Here is a 16984-nt window from a genome sequence, read left to right as displayed (position 1 = left end):
GAAAAACCCTAAAAAATTATTTAAGCCTTTTTAATTGCTGATCGATAATAATTTCACCATCTTCTTTACTAAAAGCAGCACGTTGTGGCGCAGATAAGAGATCTAAAACCAATTCAGATGGCCGACATAAACGAACACCCAATTCAGTCACGACAAAGGGGCGGTTGATTAAAATCGGGTATTGCAACATGAAATTAAGCAGCTGATCGTCAGTCCATTCTGTTTGATCTAGTTTTAAGGTTTTATAAACATCAACATTTTTACGTATTGCATCTCGTACCGACAAAGCAGATTGCTGAATCAAATCGATGAGTTGTGCCTTGCTTGGCGGATACTGTAAATATTCGATCACTTCTGGTTCGATACCAGTATTTCGAATGAGTGCAAGGGTATTGCGTGAAGTCCCACAGGCAGGATTATGATAAATCTTAATTTGAGATGACATCGATCGACTCTCTGTTAAAAAGCAATATTGCATTTATATATGGATATGCGTATATTCGCAATAGTGAATATGCTAAACCATAAAATTGAGTAATTGCGATGGATCAACCCGATTTCTTTAAGTGCTTATCTGACCCAACTCGTTTGGATATTTTAAAAATTGTGTTGGCACAGGGGAACGTTTGTGTTTGTGAAATCACTGAAGCCTTAAATTTAAGCCAGCCAAAGATTTCTAGACACTTGGCTTTGTTGAGAAATTTGTCCATTTTACTTGATCAACGCAAAGGCCAATGGGTGTATTACCGTTTAAATCCTGAATTACCAGAATGGGCCAATGCAGTATTAAACATAATTGCAGCGCAAACTGCGAATTCAGTTATGGGTAGTTCAGACTTTAACCAAATCAACAGCTGTTGTGAGTAAGCTGTCATGAACTCAAATCAGCCAACTTCGCGGCTTTCTTTCTTAGATCGCAATTTAACTTTATGGATCTTTATTGCGATGGTAATGGGGATCTGCATCAGCGTATATTTCCCGCAGGCTTCGGTGGCTTTAAATCGTTTAAGCGTAGATTCAGTCAATATACCCATTGCGATAGGTTTAATTTTGATGATGTATCCGCCACTTGCCAAAGTGGATTATGCGACCTTAGCTGTAGTCTTCAAAGACAAACGAACGTTGACTTTGTCTTTGCTACAAAACTGGTTAATCGCGCCGTGCCTGATGTTTGCTTTAGCGATCGTGTTTTTACATGCTTATCCTGAATATATGACGGGTTTAATTCTTATTGGTTTAGCCCGTTGTATCGCGATGGTCTTGGTATGGAATAACTTAGCAGGTGGTGACAATCAATATGTCGCAGCTTTAGTCGCTTTTAATAGTATTTTCCAAATTGTCTTTTTTAGTACTTATGCTTGGTTGTTTTTAACAGTTCTACCACCGTATTTTGGTGTAGCAGGAAAAGTTATTGATGTCAGCTTTTGGACGATTACACATGCGGTTTTCATCTATTTAGGTATCCCATTTTTATTGGGCTTTCTAAGTCGGATCATTCTGGTTAAACGCAAAGGATTAGACTGGTATCAACAAACGTTTATCGCTAAAGTCAGTCCACTGAGTTTATTGGCATTGTTATTTACCATTGTGGCGATGTTTAGTTTAAAAGGGGCGGATGTAGTTAGCCTACCATTCGATGTATTGCGAATTGCCATCCCATTAACTCTGTATTTTGTGGTGATGTTTTTCCTGAGCTTTTTTATGAGCAAGTGGATGGGCAATGATTATCCTAAAACTACAGCGATTTCTTTTACCGCAGCGGGAAATAACTTTGAATTGGCACTTGCTGTTGCGATTGCAACATTTGGATTGGCTTCACCTGTCGCATTTACCACGATTATTGGTCCTTTGGTTGAAGTCCCTGTATTGATTGCGTTGGTCAGTGTTTCGCTATGGCTGCGCAAAACTATTTTTAAATCAGCGCATGGGCTCAATCAGCAAAGGGAATAGCCGAAAGACCCATTCAACACAATGTATAGTCAATCTGTCAAAAAATTTAGGTACAAGAATATAATTTTTATTAATAAATATTTTTAGTTAAATCAATTGCATGGGGTGATTTTTTAGCTTGTAAAGCTTGTAAAGCTTGTAAAGCTTGTAAAGCTTGTAAAGCTTGCAATGCCGCACCTTATATTCAAAGTTTAAATACCTTTGCGTAGGCGATTGCCTCCCTTTTTAGAGATAAAAAGGGACAAAAATCTTTTGCTGAGCGAGGGGTACATCCTATACCCCCGCTCAACGGCGACATCCATGTCGCCATGCGATAGCTACACCTTGTATGATTTAAAAGGACAAAAAACGAGTTGATAACTAATAGTTTTTTAAAGTTCATGCAAAAATATACGCTTCATTTATGACCAATGACTTGTATGAATAAATAGATGGTTTGACTATAAATTATTCCGATGCTTCAAGTTTTTTGACAATCTGACAATGATCAATGGTGGTGTTCGAGGAGCAGGATTGACGTAATTCATGCAGTTGCGATTTAAAATGCTGTAATTCATATATTCGAGTTTCTACATGTCGAATATGTTCTTCAATCAATTGGTCAATGATTTTACAGCCTTGTTCAGGATGTTGTAGATGCTCTAAAAGTTGAGTAATTTCATGTAAGGTCATATCTAATGCGCGGCAACGTTTAATAAAAATAAGCCGCTTTAATGTTTCATCATCATAATATTTATAATTATTATCTGCACGATAACTGGATCTGATCAAATTTTTTTTCTCATAAAAACGCACAGTATCCGTCGACAGCTGAGTTTTTTTAGCGAGGTCACTAATTAAGTATTGCTGCATGGCTTATTTTCCTGAATCAACTTGACCTTGGACTAACTCCATAGTTTTAAATAGCAGTATAGCTGATTTTTTCATCATTGTTGACGCATGTGCTGATTTTCTTTAAAGCGCCAACTTGACTGAAAAATAAGCAGATAAGTCCATTTATATTGAATCAAGGAGAAGTGTCATGGCGTGTACATGTAGTCATGAACCTGCACCACAGAAACCGAATAGCAAGTTTAGAACGGCTTTGTGGATTGCACTGTTTATTAACCTTGCCATGTTTTTTGTTGAATTGATTGGTGGGGCGTATGCACATTCTTCTGCACTTTGGGCGGATTCTCTGGATTTTTTTGGTGACTCGGTCAATTATGCCGTCTCTTTAGCGGTGTTAGGCGCAAGTCTGTACTGGCGAGCGACCGTTGCCTTATTTAAAGGGGCAATCATGGCAATTTTTGGTTTTGTCGTGATTGGCAAAACGATTTATGCTTATACGAAAGGGATCCCTCCAGAAGCGATTACCATGGGAGCGATTGGTGTATTGGCTTTAATCGCCAATGTGATTTCAGCCCTTGTGCTTTACGCTTTTAGAGATGGGGATTCCAATATGCAGTCTGTTTGGCTGTGTAGTCGTAATGATGCGATTGGAAATGTCGCAGTAATCTTTGCAGCAATTGGGGTGTTTGGTACAGGAAGCATGTTGCCAGATATTATTGTGGCTGTGATTATGGCGACTTTAGGCTTAACAGGCGGTTATCAGGTGATGAAGAAAGCATTACAAGAACGTAAACAAAATATGCCGACTCAACAAGTACTACAATGACGCTCATCTAAACCACAATAAGGTATTTTTGATCTCAGCAATGGGATCAAAAAACCATCATGAGGCAAGCGTTTAAATTTCAGTTATACGGGTTGCCATTTTGCTCCAAAAATTATTCCAGAGTTCTAAATACTCAGACTGGACTTGGTCCAAATACTGTTGGTTGTTTTGATCATAGCATTGTATCAGTAGGGTCCAAATGTCATCTTGATGGTTGTCATCATTGGCAAGGGTCGCGTCATTTTGATCAGCCAGCCCATGACAAGCATAATAACCTTCAATAAATTTACTGTTGTAAATCGACATGTTGTTGCGGAGTGCTTCACTAAACTTTATGACTTGCAATTCTGTACAAGCCAAAATGAGCAATAATTCTGTATAAGAATTGATATGTTGGTGAATAAATTGAGCCAATGCGAAAGCTTCTATTTCAGTCTGTTGCTGATCTAATGGATCTAATTCCAACTGCTGCATCAATTTTAAAAAATAAACCAGATGTGATTTGGATGCAGCGCTTTTTTCGAGTTGGTGTGTATTGAAACCCAGTTCATCAATTAAGTTTAGCGACAGTAAGTAGCGTGCATATATTTTAGCTGCAATCCTATTTTCTGGATGAATATTATGGTTTTTTTCGAGGCTAACGGCTTGATAAATTACCATGCTAAGTGCATCTGTAAAATTTTTAACAATCGCCGTAAAATAATTAATATGAATGAATTTAAGCTGTTCAAGCGTCAGCTGGCTTTGATTCAACTGGACTAATATGGGATGCTTAAATAAAATATGACAGTGTGTTTGCCGTTTTAAGTTTGCGATAGCTTGAGTGTTTTGCTGCCATAATTCAGGTTGCAAGGAATTTTGAATGAAATGCAGCAACTCGAAACGAGTATGTTCAGATTGCGTGAAAGATAATATGCTCATATGCTGCATTAAAATTTTAATTTTGCCGTTTTTATAATAGTAAAAAACAATTTGTTTTGCTAGTATTTATACAGGTTTAATATTTTATATTTCATATACTTGCCTTTGTAGTCTTGATGTTTTTTTATAAAAACTCAGTATTCATATGAATTTAAGATATAATTCTTAGCATACACTTGAAGTAATTCGTATTTATGTGCTGTTCTTATAAGCTAATGCTTTAATTTTAATCTTAAATTTTTGTACATCAGGTAAAAACAAATGTCAAAAAAAGAGGACATCATTAATACAGCGTTGAATCTCTTTAATACATATAGTTATAATTCTATCGGTATAGACCGAATTATTAGTGAGTCTGGCGTTGCAAAAATGACTTTTTATAAATATTTTCCATCTAAAGCCAAATTGATTGAAGAATGTTTGGTCACGAGAAATCTCAATTTGCAAGAATCATTAGATGCTGCAATCGCTAAATGTGATCCACAAGATTATTTATCTCATATTAAAGCCATCTTCACATGGTACAACGCATGGTTTCATAGCGAAGATTTTAATGGTTGTATGTTCCAAAAAGCCGTAGAAGAAATTTCAAAAGTTTATCCGTCATCACTCCAACCTGCAACTGACTATAAAGAGTGGTTAAAAGGGCATTTGAGTAATGCGTTGCGTCATTTAGGTGTTAAACAAGATATTCAACTTGCTTCTTTCTTGTCGAGTCTTCTTGACGGAATGACGATTCAGGCGCAAATAGATCCTCAGCAAGTGTGTTTGGATGATTATTGGAGACGGGTAGAAACCCTGATTCAGATGGAATTGGCTTTAGCTCAACCGAGTTCAGTTTAACGTTTAAGTTTGTTGAAATCCTAGGTTGCAAGCGTAAACAATATTGATTTGCACTTGCTGATCTGTTTAATTTACTACTTAAACTTGAAAATAAAAAAGCGCGACCACTTGAAGTGAATCGCGCTTTGCTGATAAGTTTTTTATATACCTAACAATTTATTGTCATAACAATAAATTGTTAGGTAAAGAGATGCTTGAAGCATCTTCTTATATTTATTCTTATACCCTCTGAATGCACTGGTCATTCGTTTTTTTCAGCAAATTATACAGACTTGTCTGTTTAGTTGGATTATAAAGATTTTGTTGTTTTTTACAACAGAATCTTTGTGAATTTGTTTGTTTTTTTATCAAACAGCTTAAAAGTTAAAAAAAATATCTAATTTTTGGTACTTTGCGTTTAATTTTATCGTGGCTCGCCTAGTCTAAAAGTCTGTTTTTGACTTTATTGATGAGACTAGCAGACTTCTATTTATCTTTGAATGGCAGTGAGTTGTTATACACGAAGCGTGTGGTCAAGAATTTGAAAATTGAAATGAATAATTGTAAATAAATATTAGAGATAAAAAGTCAAAGACCATGAAAAGTGCTTATGCTGTTTGGAATATCAATATTTAAGCATTAGTGATTCATTCTTCGGGCTAAAATTCTAGGATCATTGCTATTGAGGATTTGTTCAATTTTGCCATTAGGGCGCTGAAGAATCGTTTGATCATGCGTATAGACTTTGCCATTGCGAGCAACCGCATTTTGATCATTGGGCGGGGTAAATAACCAAGTTTCATTTTGTGTTAAAGGATGAACCAATAAATTGAATTCAGTATTTGCTGGATATTGAATATCGCCTAAGGTTAATTTTTCTGTCAGTGTGCCATTTTCAATTCCGATGAGTTGTTTATTTTGATCCAAATAGACATTTGCCCATTGTAGGGAAACAGCTTTGTATTGGGTGAGAGGATTGTGAATCCGCCAGTAATCTGTAGAAACAAAGTTGTCTGGATATTTTTGATATTTAGAACGTTCAATATCTGCCTGTGCCACAAGTATAATATTTTCTAGCTGCGTATCTTGAGCAAGATTACAGTGCTCTAAACCAATGATGTTGCCAGCATCATCTAAATAGACTTGAATATAGCTCATCAGCTGACAATTCCAACCTTCGATCGTATCCTTACCTGTACCCATTAATGTGGTTGAATGATCATCAAAAAGTTCCAAATCAATACCACGAGGAATTTTCATGCTGTTAATTTGCAGCTTTCCAAATAATACGGGTTGGGGAAATTTGGCTTGTCTCAATGAGGTCAATTGATCGGGTGCAAATAATTCAAGTTCAGTCCCTTGTGGCATTTGAATGCCTAAAATTTTCTCAGGCGAACTTAATGTTTTATGTATGGAATGATGCTCTTTTTCAATCTCATTTTTTGTATATAGAACAAGGAAATAAAGTATCAAGCTCAAAAAAACGCAGAGTACACTACAGACAAATAGAGACTGAATAAAAATATTGCCATGCCTAAGGGTATTTCTGAATTTTGAGCTAAATATTAATCCAATCGCAAATAGACTAAAAATAATGGTCCCAAAGCCAGCGACAAAGAAAATCCAAAGATAGTTAAAAGAAAGTGGAATCATGCTATTGAGAATCGTATTTTTATATTTGCTAAGATTCAGGATATTGTATGCAATATCCTGAATTATTTTCAATCAATCAAAAATCTTATGAAGCGCTTGGAACGGTAACGTCACTACATCAAAAGCGACAGCAAAAGGGAATAACACCAGTTTATCTGCAGTTTTACTGCCAGCCTTTGAGTAATCTTTTACCTCTTGAGTGGTATAGATACTGACTTGATAGGGTTTACTCAGTGCTTTTAGTGATGAAATATTAGAAGCAGAAGGGTAAACCAGACCAGATAAAGTAATGTTAAAACAGAAACGTTGCGCTTTTAGACGTTGATCACTTGAGGTGGTGCATTCTTCTGCACCATTTTCAATAAAGAATGCACGATCTTGTTTAGTGACATCTTCAGAAAGTTTGACATATTTGAGTGGTAGGGTTCCTGAAAAATGCCCATCATTTTTTTCTGAATTGAAGGTCAGCGCTTTATCAATTTGAATAAATTTTGGATCAAGTCCTGTGATCACTTTGACAAATCGAGCACCACCACTGGTGATGACATAACTATTTTTTTGCCCTGCAATGACAATGCTGTCAGAAGGTAGGGCCGAAATTGCTTGTGATGGTTTGCCAAATGCTAAAACCGTATCATTGACCAATACGGTTTGAACATTACGGGTACGAACACCATTGTCTTTCTTTAAAAGGGTTGAAGTTGCACAGCCGGTCATGGCAAATGCGGAAATAATACAAATGGACAATGTAGATTTATAATTTAATTTATTCATATTTTGCTCATTTAATCTTAAGGTATTGTTTATACCATTAAAAAAATAGGGTGTTAAGTTTTTAACTTACCAAAAAATAGACAATAATTTATTTTTTCAATGAATTAATCCACTTTCCCCACAATTGATTGGCAAAATGTATCTAAAGTTTTTGATTGTCTTGTAAATTGCCAATGAATTTAAAGCAATTGTACGATTTATTATTCTTTCTTTAGAATAATCGAATAAATCAGATAATTTTGATTGTAATTTCATTCCAAGATTCTTAGAATTGCCTGCTTGTTTGCGTGATCATTGGAACTGAACTTTGAGTAATTTTCTAACCGAACACCTGATCCATCGTGATGATGATTTTATGGTGATCCATAAGCCAGCAGGTATACTCACAGTTCCAGGAAAAACAGCAGATTTACAAGATTGTGTTATCAACAGATTATTAAAAATCGAGCCTAAGACTTTACTCATTCATCGTTTAGACCGCGATACCTCTGGGATTTTGGTATTTGGACTGAGTAAATGGGGACAAAAAAGTATTTCTAGACAGTTTCAAGAACGTCAAACCTCTAAAACCTATCAAGCTGTTGTTGCTGGCACTTTACATGGTGAAGGCACAGTTGATGTTCCTGTGATTTATGATCCAGAACATCCACCCTTACATATTGCAGATCCAGAACATAACAAGCCTGCATTAACACATTGGAAAGCAACCCAACATTTTCAAATTCAAGGACAGGCTGTAACCCGTGTTGAGTTAATACCAATTACAGGACGGTCACATCAGTTACGCGTGCATATGCAATATTTAGGACATCCTATTATTGGTGATACTTTATATGCAACTGTAGAACAACAGCAGCTTATGCCACGACTTTGTCTACATGCACAACAACTGAGTTTTCATCATCCTAAAACAGAGGAGCTTGTACAATTTGATTGTCCAGTTCCGTTTTAGTTTAGATTTTTAAGTTGAAATTAAGTCGCTCAAAATTTAATGAGCTTTATGTCAAAAAGTATTGCGTAATGGGTATAAACTTTGTTCAAATATTCTCCTGATTTGAGCAACCGTGTTTTAGCCCTAACATGAGATAAAGGTGGAAAAATTGCAACAATTTGCTATAGGTCAACGTTGGTTATCGGACACAGAAACTGAGTTAGGTTTAGGTGTATTGATTGACGTCGATGAACGTTCAATCAGTATTCTTTTTCCAAAAAGTGACGAAACTCGTGTCTATGCACGTAATAATGCCCCATTATCTCGTATTGTTTTTAATATCAATGATGAAGTTCAAGACCAAGAAGGCATCAAGTGGATTGTCGAGTCTTTAGATGATCGTAGTGGTGTGATTCGTTACAATGTTATTCGTACATTAGATAATGGTGAACAAGAGAAAAAAGCATTAAACGAAACGCGTATTGGCGCACAAATTCAATTGTCAAAGCCTTTAGAACGTTTATTGGCAAGCCAAATTGACTATAAAGAATGGTATGACTTACGTATTGAAGCGATGCAAATGCAAGCCAATATGCAAACGTCACCATTACGTGGTTTGGTTGGCGCGCGTGTAGGCTTGATTCCACACCAGCTGTATATTGCACATGAAGTGGGTAAGCGATTTGCACCTCGTGTATTACTTGCAGATGAAGTCGGTTTAGGTAAAACAATCGAAGCGGGACTCATCATCCATCAACAACTCAAAACCGGTCGTTCTGAGCGAATTCTGATTCTTGTGCCAGATTCATTACAATATCAATGGATGATTGAAATGCGTCGTCGTTTCAATTTGAATTTCTCATTGTTTGATCTTACTCGTACAGCTTCAATCAAAGAGCATGATCCTGAACTCAATCCATTCCTGACTGAACAATGTATCATTGCTTCAGTAGATTTGATGATTGATCATGATGATTTGCGTGAGCAAGCCATTGAAGCTGGTTTTGATCTGTTGGTGGTCGATGAAGCGCATCATTTGATGTGGAGTGAAGAGGAAGGCGGTAATGACCGTTATGACCTTGTTGAAGAGCTTGCTGAAAAAACTGAAGGTGTGCTGCTTTTAACTGCAACACCTGAACAGTTAGGTGTAGAAAGCCATTTTGCCCGTTTACGTTTACTTGATCCACAACGTTTTAGTTCGCTTGATCGTTTCCTTGATGAAGAAGAGCAATATCATCACACTGCTAAAATTGCTGAAGTGTTGATGTCAGATTTGCCACTTGAAGCGGAACATTTGGCAGCAGTTGAAAAATTATTAGGTCATCCGATTGAAGATCAGCCTGAACATCGTTTCCGCGCGATTCATGAACTTTTAGACCGTCATGGTACAGGTCGTATCTTGTTCCGTAATACCCGTGAAGCAATTCAAGGTTTCCCTGGACGTGATTGCCAACCAGCACCATTACCAGCACCAGAAAATTGGTCTAAAGATGGAAAATTACGCGAACAAATGTGGCCAGAAGAGCTGCAACTTGATGGCGCATGGATGGAAACAGACCCACGTGTTATGTGGTTGATGGAACGATTACGTTCTGATTTAAAACATAAAAAAGTATTGCTGATTGCACGTAGTGGTCCAGTTGTTGAAGCACTTGAAAATGCTTTACGCATCCACGCGGGTATCCGCACCGCAATGTTCCATGAAGGCATGAGCTTATTGGAACGTGACCAAGCAGCGGCTTATTTTGCTGAAGATTCTTATGGTGCACAGATTTTACTGTGTTCTGAAATTGGTTCTGAAGGGCGTAATTTTCAGTTTGCTTCTGATCTTGTGTTGTTTGATTTACCAGCAAATCCAGATGTACTTGAACAACGTATTGGTCGTTTAGACCGTATTGGTCAGGAAAATCGTATTCAGATTCATGTGCCTTATCTTGTCGGTACAGCGCAAGAGCGTATGTTCCGTTGGTACAATGAAGCGTTGAATATTTTCAGTAATATTTCGCCTACAGCACAAACCTTACAAGAAAACTTTATTGTCGATTTAAAAGATTGCTTATTGGATGATAAAGGCCAAGCTTTTGAAGAGCTTCTTGAAGCGGTCAATGTACAGCGTCAAGCACTTGAAGTTGAATTGCAAGATGGTCGTGACCGTTTATTGGAATACAATTCATGTCGTCCGATCGTGGCACAAGAAATTGTTACTGCGCTTGAAGACTATGATGACAATACTTTGTTGCCAATGTTTATGAAGCGGTTTATGGCATCAACCAACATTGACTTTGATGAGCAAAGCAATGGTACGGTGATTATTAAACCAACCGATCAAATGCAAGTGCAAGGCTTGGATATTGACGAAGAGGGTATGACTGCAACCTTCTATCGTGATCAGGCACAGATCCGTGAAGACGCGCAATATTTAACACTTGAACATCCGTTTACTGAAAGTGTGATGGAAATTATCCGTACCCAATCTTTTGGTAGTACCAATGTTGCGATTCTAAAAACCAATGCACTTAAACAAGGCACGATTTTGTTGGAAGTTTGGTTTAAAGTGGATGTGGTTGCGCCTAAAGCATTAAATTTACCTTCTAGCTTACCGACACAATTGATTCGAGTGTTATTGACTGAAACGGGCCAAGATATTACTGCCAAGCTTGATCCAGAAATTATTAAGCCGTATTTACATCATTTAGATAGCAATAGCTGTCGTCAAGTGGTGAAAGCACGTCGTGAAGTGATTGAAGAACGCTATGCACAAGCTTTAGATATTGCTAAAGGTGTTTTACCGCAGTTAAAAGAGCAAGCTAAAGAAATTTACGGTAGCAAATGGCAATATGAAATTGATCGTTTAAGCTACTTAAAGCAATTTAATCCAAGTATTCGTGCAGATGAAATTGAACGTTTACAGAAATTCCAGAAAGAAGGTTTAAGTCTATTGGAAGGTATTTCTGTGACGCCAGAAGCGATTCAGGTATTGGTTGTGGTTAAACCTTAATTTAGTGTATTTTATCTAGATTCTAAAAGCTCCTTTGGGAGCTTTTTTGATGTATATGTTATGCATATTTAAATAATCAATTATTGGGTTATTTTTATTTATTTGATTTTAAATGTAAAAGTTATAACCATTTATAAAAATTAATTCCTATTATTGCACCATTTATATGGTCATATCTTGTATGAGGGGCTATAGACCATGCATCAATGTCACCACGCGATAGAAACGCCATGTATCATTGGATGAGATCTACTTTACAACAATAATCAATGAAGGATTTACAGGGAGTTTGTTGTATACATCGCAACCGTTTTTATGCTATTAAAATAGTGTACTTTGATCTCGATTTGTTCCTTAGAGATAAAGTTTACTCACCCATGTAATTTGATCATTCAGTATTGTGTATCCAAATAGACAAGTTCTAAAGCAACCGTCTATAGCCAAGATAAAAACTTAAAATAATGGAAGAAATGATATGGAAAACAAGGATTTTGTTGAGTTTCATGATACCCATGTGCACTATCTACTTCATTGGGAAAAGCAATTACCGCAAAAAGATGTGTTTGTACAACCATTGGCCAATGGCAATGTGGTGCATTACACATGGTCGGAAGTTGCACAACAAGTTCGCAGTATGGCGAGTTATTTACAGTCTTTAAACTTGCCTGAAAAGAGTGCGATCGCAATTTATGGTAAAAATAGTGCGCATTGGCTTATGGCAGATTTAGCGATCTGGATGTCAGGTCATATCTCAGTCCCACTCTATCCAACACTCAATGCGGAAGGTGCAGCTTATGTACTCAACCACAGTGAAGCAAAACTCTTATTTATTGGAAAATTGGATGGTAAAGCGGATAGCTGGAATGAGGTAAAAACAATCATTCCACAAGATTTAGCTTGTGTGCGTTTGGCATTATCACCTGAATTCGACGCACCGCAATGGAATGATATTGTGCAATCTGTTGCGCCACTAGAAAACCCAGTATTACCCAATAAAAATGATTTAGCGACCATCGTTTATACGTCTGGCAGTACGGGTGTACCTAAAGGGGTTATGCAAAGTTTTGCGACGCTTTTATCTGGCGCTCGTGAACTCAGATTGACTTATCAAGTGACAACATCTGATCGGGCCTTATCTTATTTACCACTTGCACATGTTGCTGAGCGTATTTTTATTCAATCTTCATTGATGGTTTGCGGTTTTACCGTGTATTTTGCAAATTCAATTGAAACCTTTGTCGAAGATTTGAATCGTGCCAAACCCACACTATTCTTTTCGGTACCACGCTTATGGACCAAGTTCTATTTGGGCGTTAATGAAAAAATACCGCTCCATATACAAAAGATTTTATTCAAAATACCTGTGTTGGGTAAATTGGTTAAAAAGAAATTACTCACCAAGCTCGGGCTAAATCATGTCCGTTATGCATTTACTGCTGCTGCACCATTACCTACAGATATTATTTTATGGTATCGAAATTTAGGTTTAGAGTTACTTGAAGTCTATGGTATGACTGAAAATTGTGGTTATTCGCATGTGACACGTGTGGGGCAGTTTGCCAGTGGTTATGTGGGGCATGCCCAACCTAAAGTGGAATGTAAAATTGATGAAAATGGTGAAATTCTGGTAAAAAGCCCAGGAACTATGTTGGGTTATTATAAAAATCCTGAAAAAACTGCAGAAGATATGACCGAAGATGGATTTTTACGTACTGGGGATTTGGGCGAGATTGATGCTGAAGGGCGATTAAAAATTACTGGTCGAATTAAAGATATTTTTAAAACAAGCAAAGGCAAATACATCATGCCAGTTCCGACTGAGCAAAAAATTGGAAATCAGGCCTTAATAGAATCTGTATGTATTGGTGGTTCAAGCCAACCACAACCAGTTGCCTTTATTATGTTGGCTGAAGATATCCGTAACAGTCTGAAGCAGAACCCTAAGCGAGATGAAATTGAAAACACCTTAAAAGCATTAAGGCTGAAGATCAATGAAGAACTGGAGGCCCATGCAAAAATCAGCTTCTTTGTTGTAGTCAATGAACAATGGACCATGGAAAATGATTTACTCACTCCAACGATGAAAATTAAGCGTAATAAAATTGAAAGTCACTATGAGCCATTTTTAGACGCTTGGGCACAACAGAAAAAAGAAGTGGTCTGGGAATAAAAGTTTTTAACTACATTCGCATTATTAGGAAAAAAGCCTGAATTGTAATATTGTTCAGTTCAGGCTTTTTTAATTCTCTTCTTTTACAAAGTAATACTTCTTACCTTTAAAAAGAAGGGTTTCTTGATGACTCAAATGATTTATGTTTTAGATCATTTCAGCTTTAAATCATTTCGGCTTGTTTAAGTTCTAACTTGATATAGGCATAGAAGATGGGGGCAACAATTAGACCCGCTAAGCCAAAGAACGACTCAAAGACTAACATTGCCAATAACACTTCCCATGACGCTGCATGGATTTTTGTGCCAATAATTTTGGCGTTAATAAAGTATTCCAGCTTATGGATAAAAATCAGATAAAGTAATGCGATACCTGCGGTAGATACTGAAATGGTTAAACCTGCCATCACAATAATGGTATTGGAGAGTAAGTTTCCGACAATTGGAATTAATCCAAAAATAAAAGTCAGGATCACTAAGGTGTTGGCAAAAGGTAAATGTATATCAAAAACTGGGAGGATCAGGTGAGAGAAAATCAAAAATAAAAAGGTATTGATTAACGAAATTTTAAACTGCGCAAACACCACATTTTTAAAAGATGACGAAAGATTCTCAATACGTGTGATCATGGCACGCTTAAATTCTGGCTGATCCGGCTGTGGACGCAGTTGGTTTAATGAGACAAGGATCCCCACAATCATACCAATCAGCATGGTGGCTAAATTATGTAAAAAGCCTGTTCCCGTACTTTTTAAGGTTGATAAATTATCTTTGATTAAATCAAAGGTTTGATCTTTTAATTCAGTGAGTGAATAAGGAATAAATCCGGGAATATATTGTGCCACTTCAAGTTGTAGCTTTTGTAAGGTTTTATCGACTTGGTCACTGATGGCATTGATTCCCGCACCTTGCAAATCATGTTGAACAAAGCTGATTAACCCTGTGATGCTGAGCACAATCAAAGAAATAATAAAGATGGCTAGAATAATGCTAATGGTCAGGCGAGCTCTTTGACCATCAATATATCTTTCTGTAATGCTGCCTAAACTATTGATGATTTCAAAAACAACAAAACCTGCAAAAAATGATGCTAAAAGATGCAAGGGAATCAGTAAAGACAAAAAGATCAGCATGAGTACGTAACTTGCAATAATACTTTGACGATCATTTAACAGTTTCATGTGAATAGAGCTCAATTATACAATTGATGTATAGGGGAATATAAAAATACCAAGTTAGATTTATATCACTCTAACTCGCGGCGAGATAGCTATTTTTAAATACAAAGCTTAATTCAATGTGAAAATATTTGACCTCAATACTGGGTGAAAAGTCTTTAAAAAACGTTATAGAACGATAAAAGATCACGATCGCGTGATTGATCAGAAAAACTTTAATGTTGCGTACATTTAATAGTACATAGAGCGCTATTAAAGCGAGTGATTCAAATGAATTACGTCATGCATGTTATATAAGCCAGCGGGTTGAGAAATACACCACATTGCGGCACGAATTGCACCAGTCGCAAAGTTCATCCGATTGCTTGCAATATGTTTGATTTCGACCTGTTCCCCATGACCATAAAATATTGTGTTATGTTCACCAACAATGTCACCACCACGTATGGCTTGTAAACCGATCTGTTGGGGTGTTCGTTCAGCAACTTGAGCATGGCGTTGATAGACTGCTATATCACTGAGCAATTGCGCTCTGACTTGAGCAATCGCCTCTGCATACATCAATGCAGTACCTGATGGTGCGTCTATTTTTTGTCGGTGGTGTGCTTCGATGATTTCAGCTTCAAATCCTGTACCTAATAATTGGGCAGCAACTCGAACCAAATCAACACTAAGATTGACACCAATGGAATAATTGCCTGAATGCACGATAGCAATATCTTGCGCGGCTTGAGCAATGTGTTGATTTAATTGCTCAGATAAACCAGTGATACCAATAATCATTGGCTTTTTAGCGTGCTGACAAATTTTTAAATGTTGCGATAATGCTTCTGCTGTAGTGAAATCAATTACCACATCACAATGCTGAATGACGTCTTCCAAACGATCTGAAATAAGCACATTTAACGGTGCTAGATTGAGATACTGTCCTAGTTCATGACCAATCGCTGCACTTGCAACTCTTGCTGTAGCAACAGTAATGTTTAGTCCCGCATTGAGACAGGCCTGAACTAGCATTTGTCCCATGCGGCCAGTCACACCAAGTATGCCTACACGAATATTTTGTTGATTGTGACTGATCATTGGGTCTTGATACTTATATTTAATAGGCTATGAAAGAATAGGTATTATTTAATTTGCGCTTCGTCTAAATGACGCGAACCTTCGAGTAACATGCGAATCATCACCATGGTTTGTTCAGCGACTTCTTTACGTTCACCAATCGGCAAATCAATCACCTTGGCACCCATATTAAATACCAGCTGAGTAATGGCTTTGGCGACTAAATCAGGATGGGTTAATTTACTGTGATTGATGCGTTCTATTCGAATCAAATCCTCTTGGAGTTCTTGTTGGAAATAATTAAGTTGTTTGTCTACAGCAAGTTTATATTGCTTTGATCCTGTATAACCTTCACGCAGTAGTAAACTTAGATTACCTTCATCGGCATCTAGTTGTTCAATAAATACTTCAACTGAACTGCGAATAATACTGCTTTGTCTAATTGCCTTGATTCGAGCTTCATGCAAAATTTGACGGAGCACCACGCCTGAACGATCAATCAGTTCAATAGCCAACTCATCAATATCTTTAAAGTGACGATAAAAACTATTTGGCGCAATCCCAGCTTCACGAGCAACTTCTCTTAAACTTAAAGAGGAAATACTTTTTTGCGGTCCAATCAAATTTAAGGCGGCTTGGAATAATTCTTCTTTGGTAATTGTCGCTTTGCGTCCAACAGTACGTACAGAAACTTTTTCAAGCTCATGAATTTGATCTTGAAGGGTAGCTGGGTTCTGAGGTAATACGGACGTTGGATTCATAAAGTATCAAATAGTTAAAATATTTTTTTCATTATAGCCTTTGTCATTACATAAATGAAATGTCTAGATACAATACACACGTATATACAAATATATATACATGTGTAT

The 16984-nt window shown here is 37.0% G+C and carries 15 protein-coding genes; 7 read left to right on the top strand and 8 right to left on the bottom strand.

All coding sequences use genetic code 11. The annotated features are described in order from the left end of the window. Window positions 1–16: 16 nt before the first annotated feature. Window positions 17–445, bottom strand: coding sequence for an arsenate reductase (glutaredoxin) (gene arsC, locus CQZ96_RS06510; protein ID WP_004820291.1), 429 nt, complete (start codon window positions 443–445; stop codon window positions 17–19). A gap of 98 nt (window positions 446–543) precedes the next feature. Between arsC and CQZ96_RS06505 the strand changes: the two genes are divergently transcribed. After that, window positions 544–867, top strand: a complete 324-nt coding sequence (locus tag CQZ96_RS06505; protein ID WP_034613227.1) for an ArsR/SmtB family transcription factor — start codon at window positions 544–546, stop codon at window positions 865–867. 6 nt (window positions 868–873) lie between these two features. Further along, window positions 874–1950 (top strand): ACR3 family arsenite efflux transporter, encoded by a 1077-nt coding sequence (arsB, locus tag CQZ96_RS06500; protein WP_105714258.1) that lies wholly within the window; start codon window positions 874–876, stop codon window positions 1948–1950. 447 nt (window positions 1951–2397) lie between these two features. Here the strand turns inward: arsB and CQZ96_RS06495 are convergent, their stop codons facing one another. Then, on the bottom strand, window positions 2398–2802 hold the full coding sequence (locus tag CQZ96_RS06495; protein WP_004721728.1) for a Cd(II)/Pb(II)-responsive transcriptional regulator: 405 nt from the start codon (window positions 2800–2802) through the stop codon (window positions 2398–2400). A gap of 169 nt (window positions 2803–2971) precedes the next feature. Here CQZ96_RS06495 and CQZ96_RS06490 point away from each other — a divergent pair, with 169 nt between their 5' ends. Next, window positions 2972–3607, top strand: a complete 636-nt coding sequence (locus tag CQZ96_RS06490; RefSeq protein ID WP_105714259.1) for a cation transporter — start codon at window positions 2972–2974, stop codon at window positions 3605–3607. 72 nt (window positions 3608–3679) lie between these two features. On the opposite strand, the gene CQZ96_RS06485 is transcribed toward CQZ96_RS06490, so the two are convergent. Then, window positions 3680–4528, bottom strand: coding sequence for a hypothetical protein (locus CQZ96_RS06485; protein ID WP_004721724.1), 849 nt, complete (start codon window positions 4526–4528; stop codon window positions 3680–3682). Between the two features lie 261 nt (window positions 4529–4789). On the opposite strand from CQZ96_RS06485, the gene CQZ96_RS06480 reads away from it, so the two are divergent. Beyond that, window positions 4790–5371 (top strand): TetR/AcrR family transcriptional regulator, encoded by a 582-nt coding sequence (locus CQZ96_RS06480; RefSeq protein ID WP_004721722.1) that lies wholly within the window; start codon window positions 4790–4792, stop codon window positions 5369–5371. Between the two features lie 618 nt (window positions 5372–5989). On the opposite strand, the gene CQZ96_RS06475 is transcribed toward CQZ96_RS06480, so the two are convergent. After that, the gene (locus tag CQZ96_RS06475; RefSeq protein ID WP_228722780.1) at window positions 5990–6718 is read right to left on the bottom strand and encodes a hypothetical protein; all 729 of its coding nucleotides are present in this window, start codon (window positions 6716–6718) and stop codon (window positions 5990–5992) included. A gap of 357 nt (window positions 6719–7075) precedes the next feature. Next, a complete protein-coding gene (locus CQZ96_RS06470; protein ID WP_004721717.1) occupies window positions 7076–7777 on the bottom strand; it encodes a hypothetical protein in 702 nt (233 codons plus the stop codon). 307 nt (window positions 7778–8084) lie between these two features. Here CQZ96_RS06470 and CQZ96_RS06465 point away from each other — a divergent pair, with 307 nt between their 5' ends. From CQZ96_RS06465 to CQZ96_RS06455, 3 genes are all read left to right on the top strand, one after another. Beyond that, window positions 8085–8729, top strand: coding sequence for an RluA family pseudouridine synthase (locus CQZ96_RS06465; protein WP_105714261.1), 645 nt, complete (start codon window positions 8085–8087; stop codon window positions 8727–8729). Window positions 8730–8868: 139 nt separating this feature from the next. Next, on the top strand, window positions 8869–11706 hold the full coding sequence (gene rapA / locus CQZ96_RS06460; protein ID WP_105714262.1) for an RNA polymerase-associated protein RapA: 2838 nt from the start codon (window positions 8869–8871) through the stop codon (window positions 11704–11706). 475 nt (window positions 11707–12181) lie between these two features. Then, window positions 12182–13876 (top strand): AMP-binding protein, encoded by a 1695-nt coding sequence (locus tag CQZ96_RS06455; RefSeq protein WP_105714263.1) that lies wholly within the window; start codon window positions 12182–12184, stop codon window positions 13874–13876. Between the two features lie 163 nt (window positions 13877–14039). Here CQZ96_RS06455 and CQZ96_RS06450 read toward each other — a convergent pair whose 3' ends face one another. The 3 genes from CQZ96_RS06450 to fabR all read right to left on the bottom strand — a co-directional run bounded on the left by CQZ96_RS06450 (window position 14040) and on the right by fabR (window position 16876). Beyond that, complete coding sequence (locus CQZ96_RS06450; protein ID WP_105714264.1) at window positions 14040–15056, bottom strand: AI-2E family transporter; 1017 nt, start codon at window positions 15054–15056, stop codon at window positions 14040–14042. A 249-nt stretch (window positions 15057–15305) separates the two neighbouring features. Further along, complete coding sequence (gene dapB / locus CQZ96_RS06445) at window positions 15306–16136, bottom strand: 4-hydroxy-tetrahydrodipicolinate reductase (RefSeq protein ID WP_056515840.1); 831 nt, start codon at window positions 16134–16136, stop codon at window positions 15306–15308. 44 nt (window positions 16137–16180) lie between these two features. Further along, on the bottom strand, window positions 16181–16876 hold the full coding sequence (fabR, locus tag CQZ96_RS06440) for an HTH-type transcriptional repressor FabR (protein WP_105714265.1): 696 nt from the start codon (window positions 16874–16876) through the stop codon (window positions 16181–16183). Window positions 16877–16984: the final 108 nt, after the last annotated feature.

It is taken from the genome of Acinetobacter sp. MYb10 (assembly GCF_002980175.2).
In the GTDB taxonomy this organism is placed as follows: domain Bacteria; phylum Pseudomonadota; class Gammaproteobacteria; order Pseudomonadales; family Moraxellaceae; genus Acinetobacter; species Acinetobacter guillouiae.
Note: the sequence above shows the minus strand (reverse complement) of the source record. Positions and strands in the feature narration are given on the sequence as shown.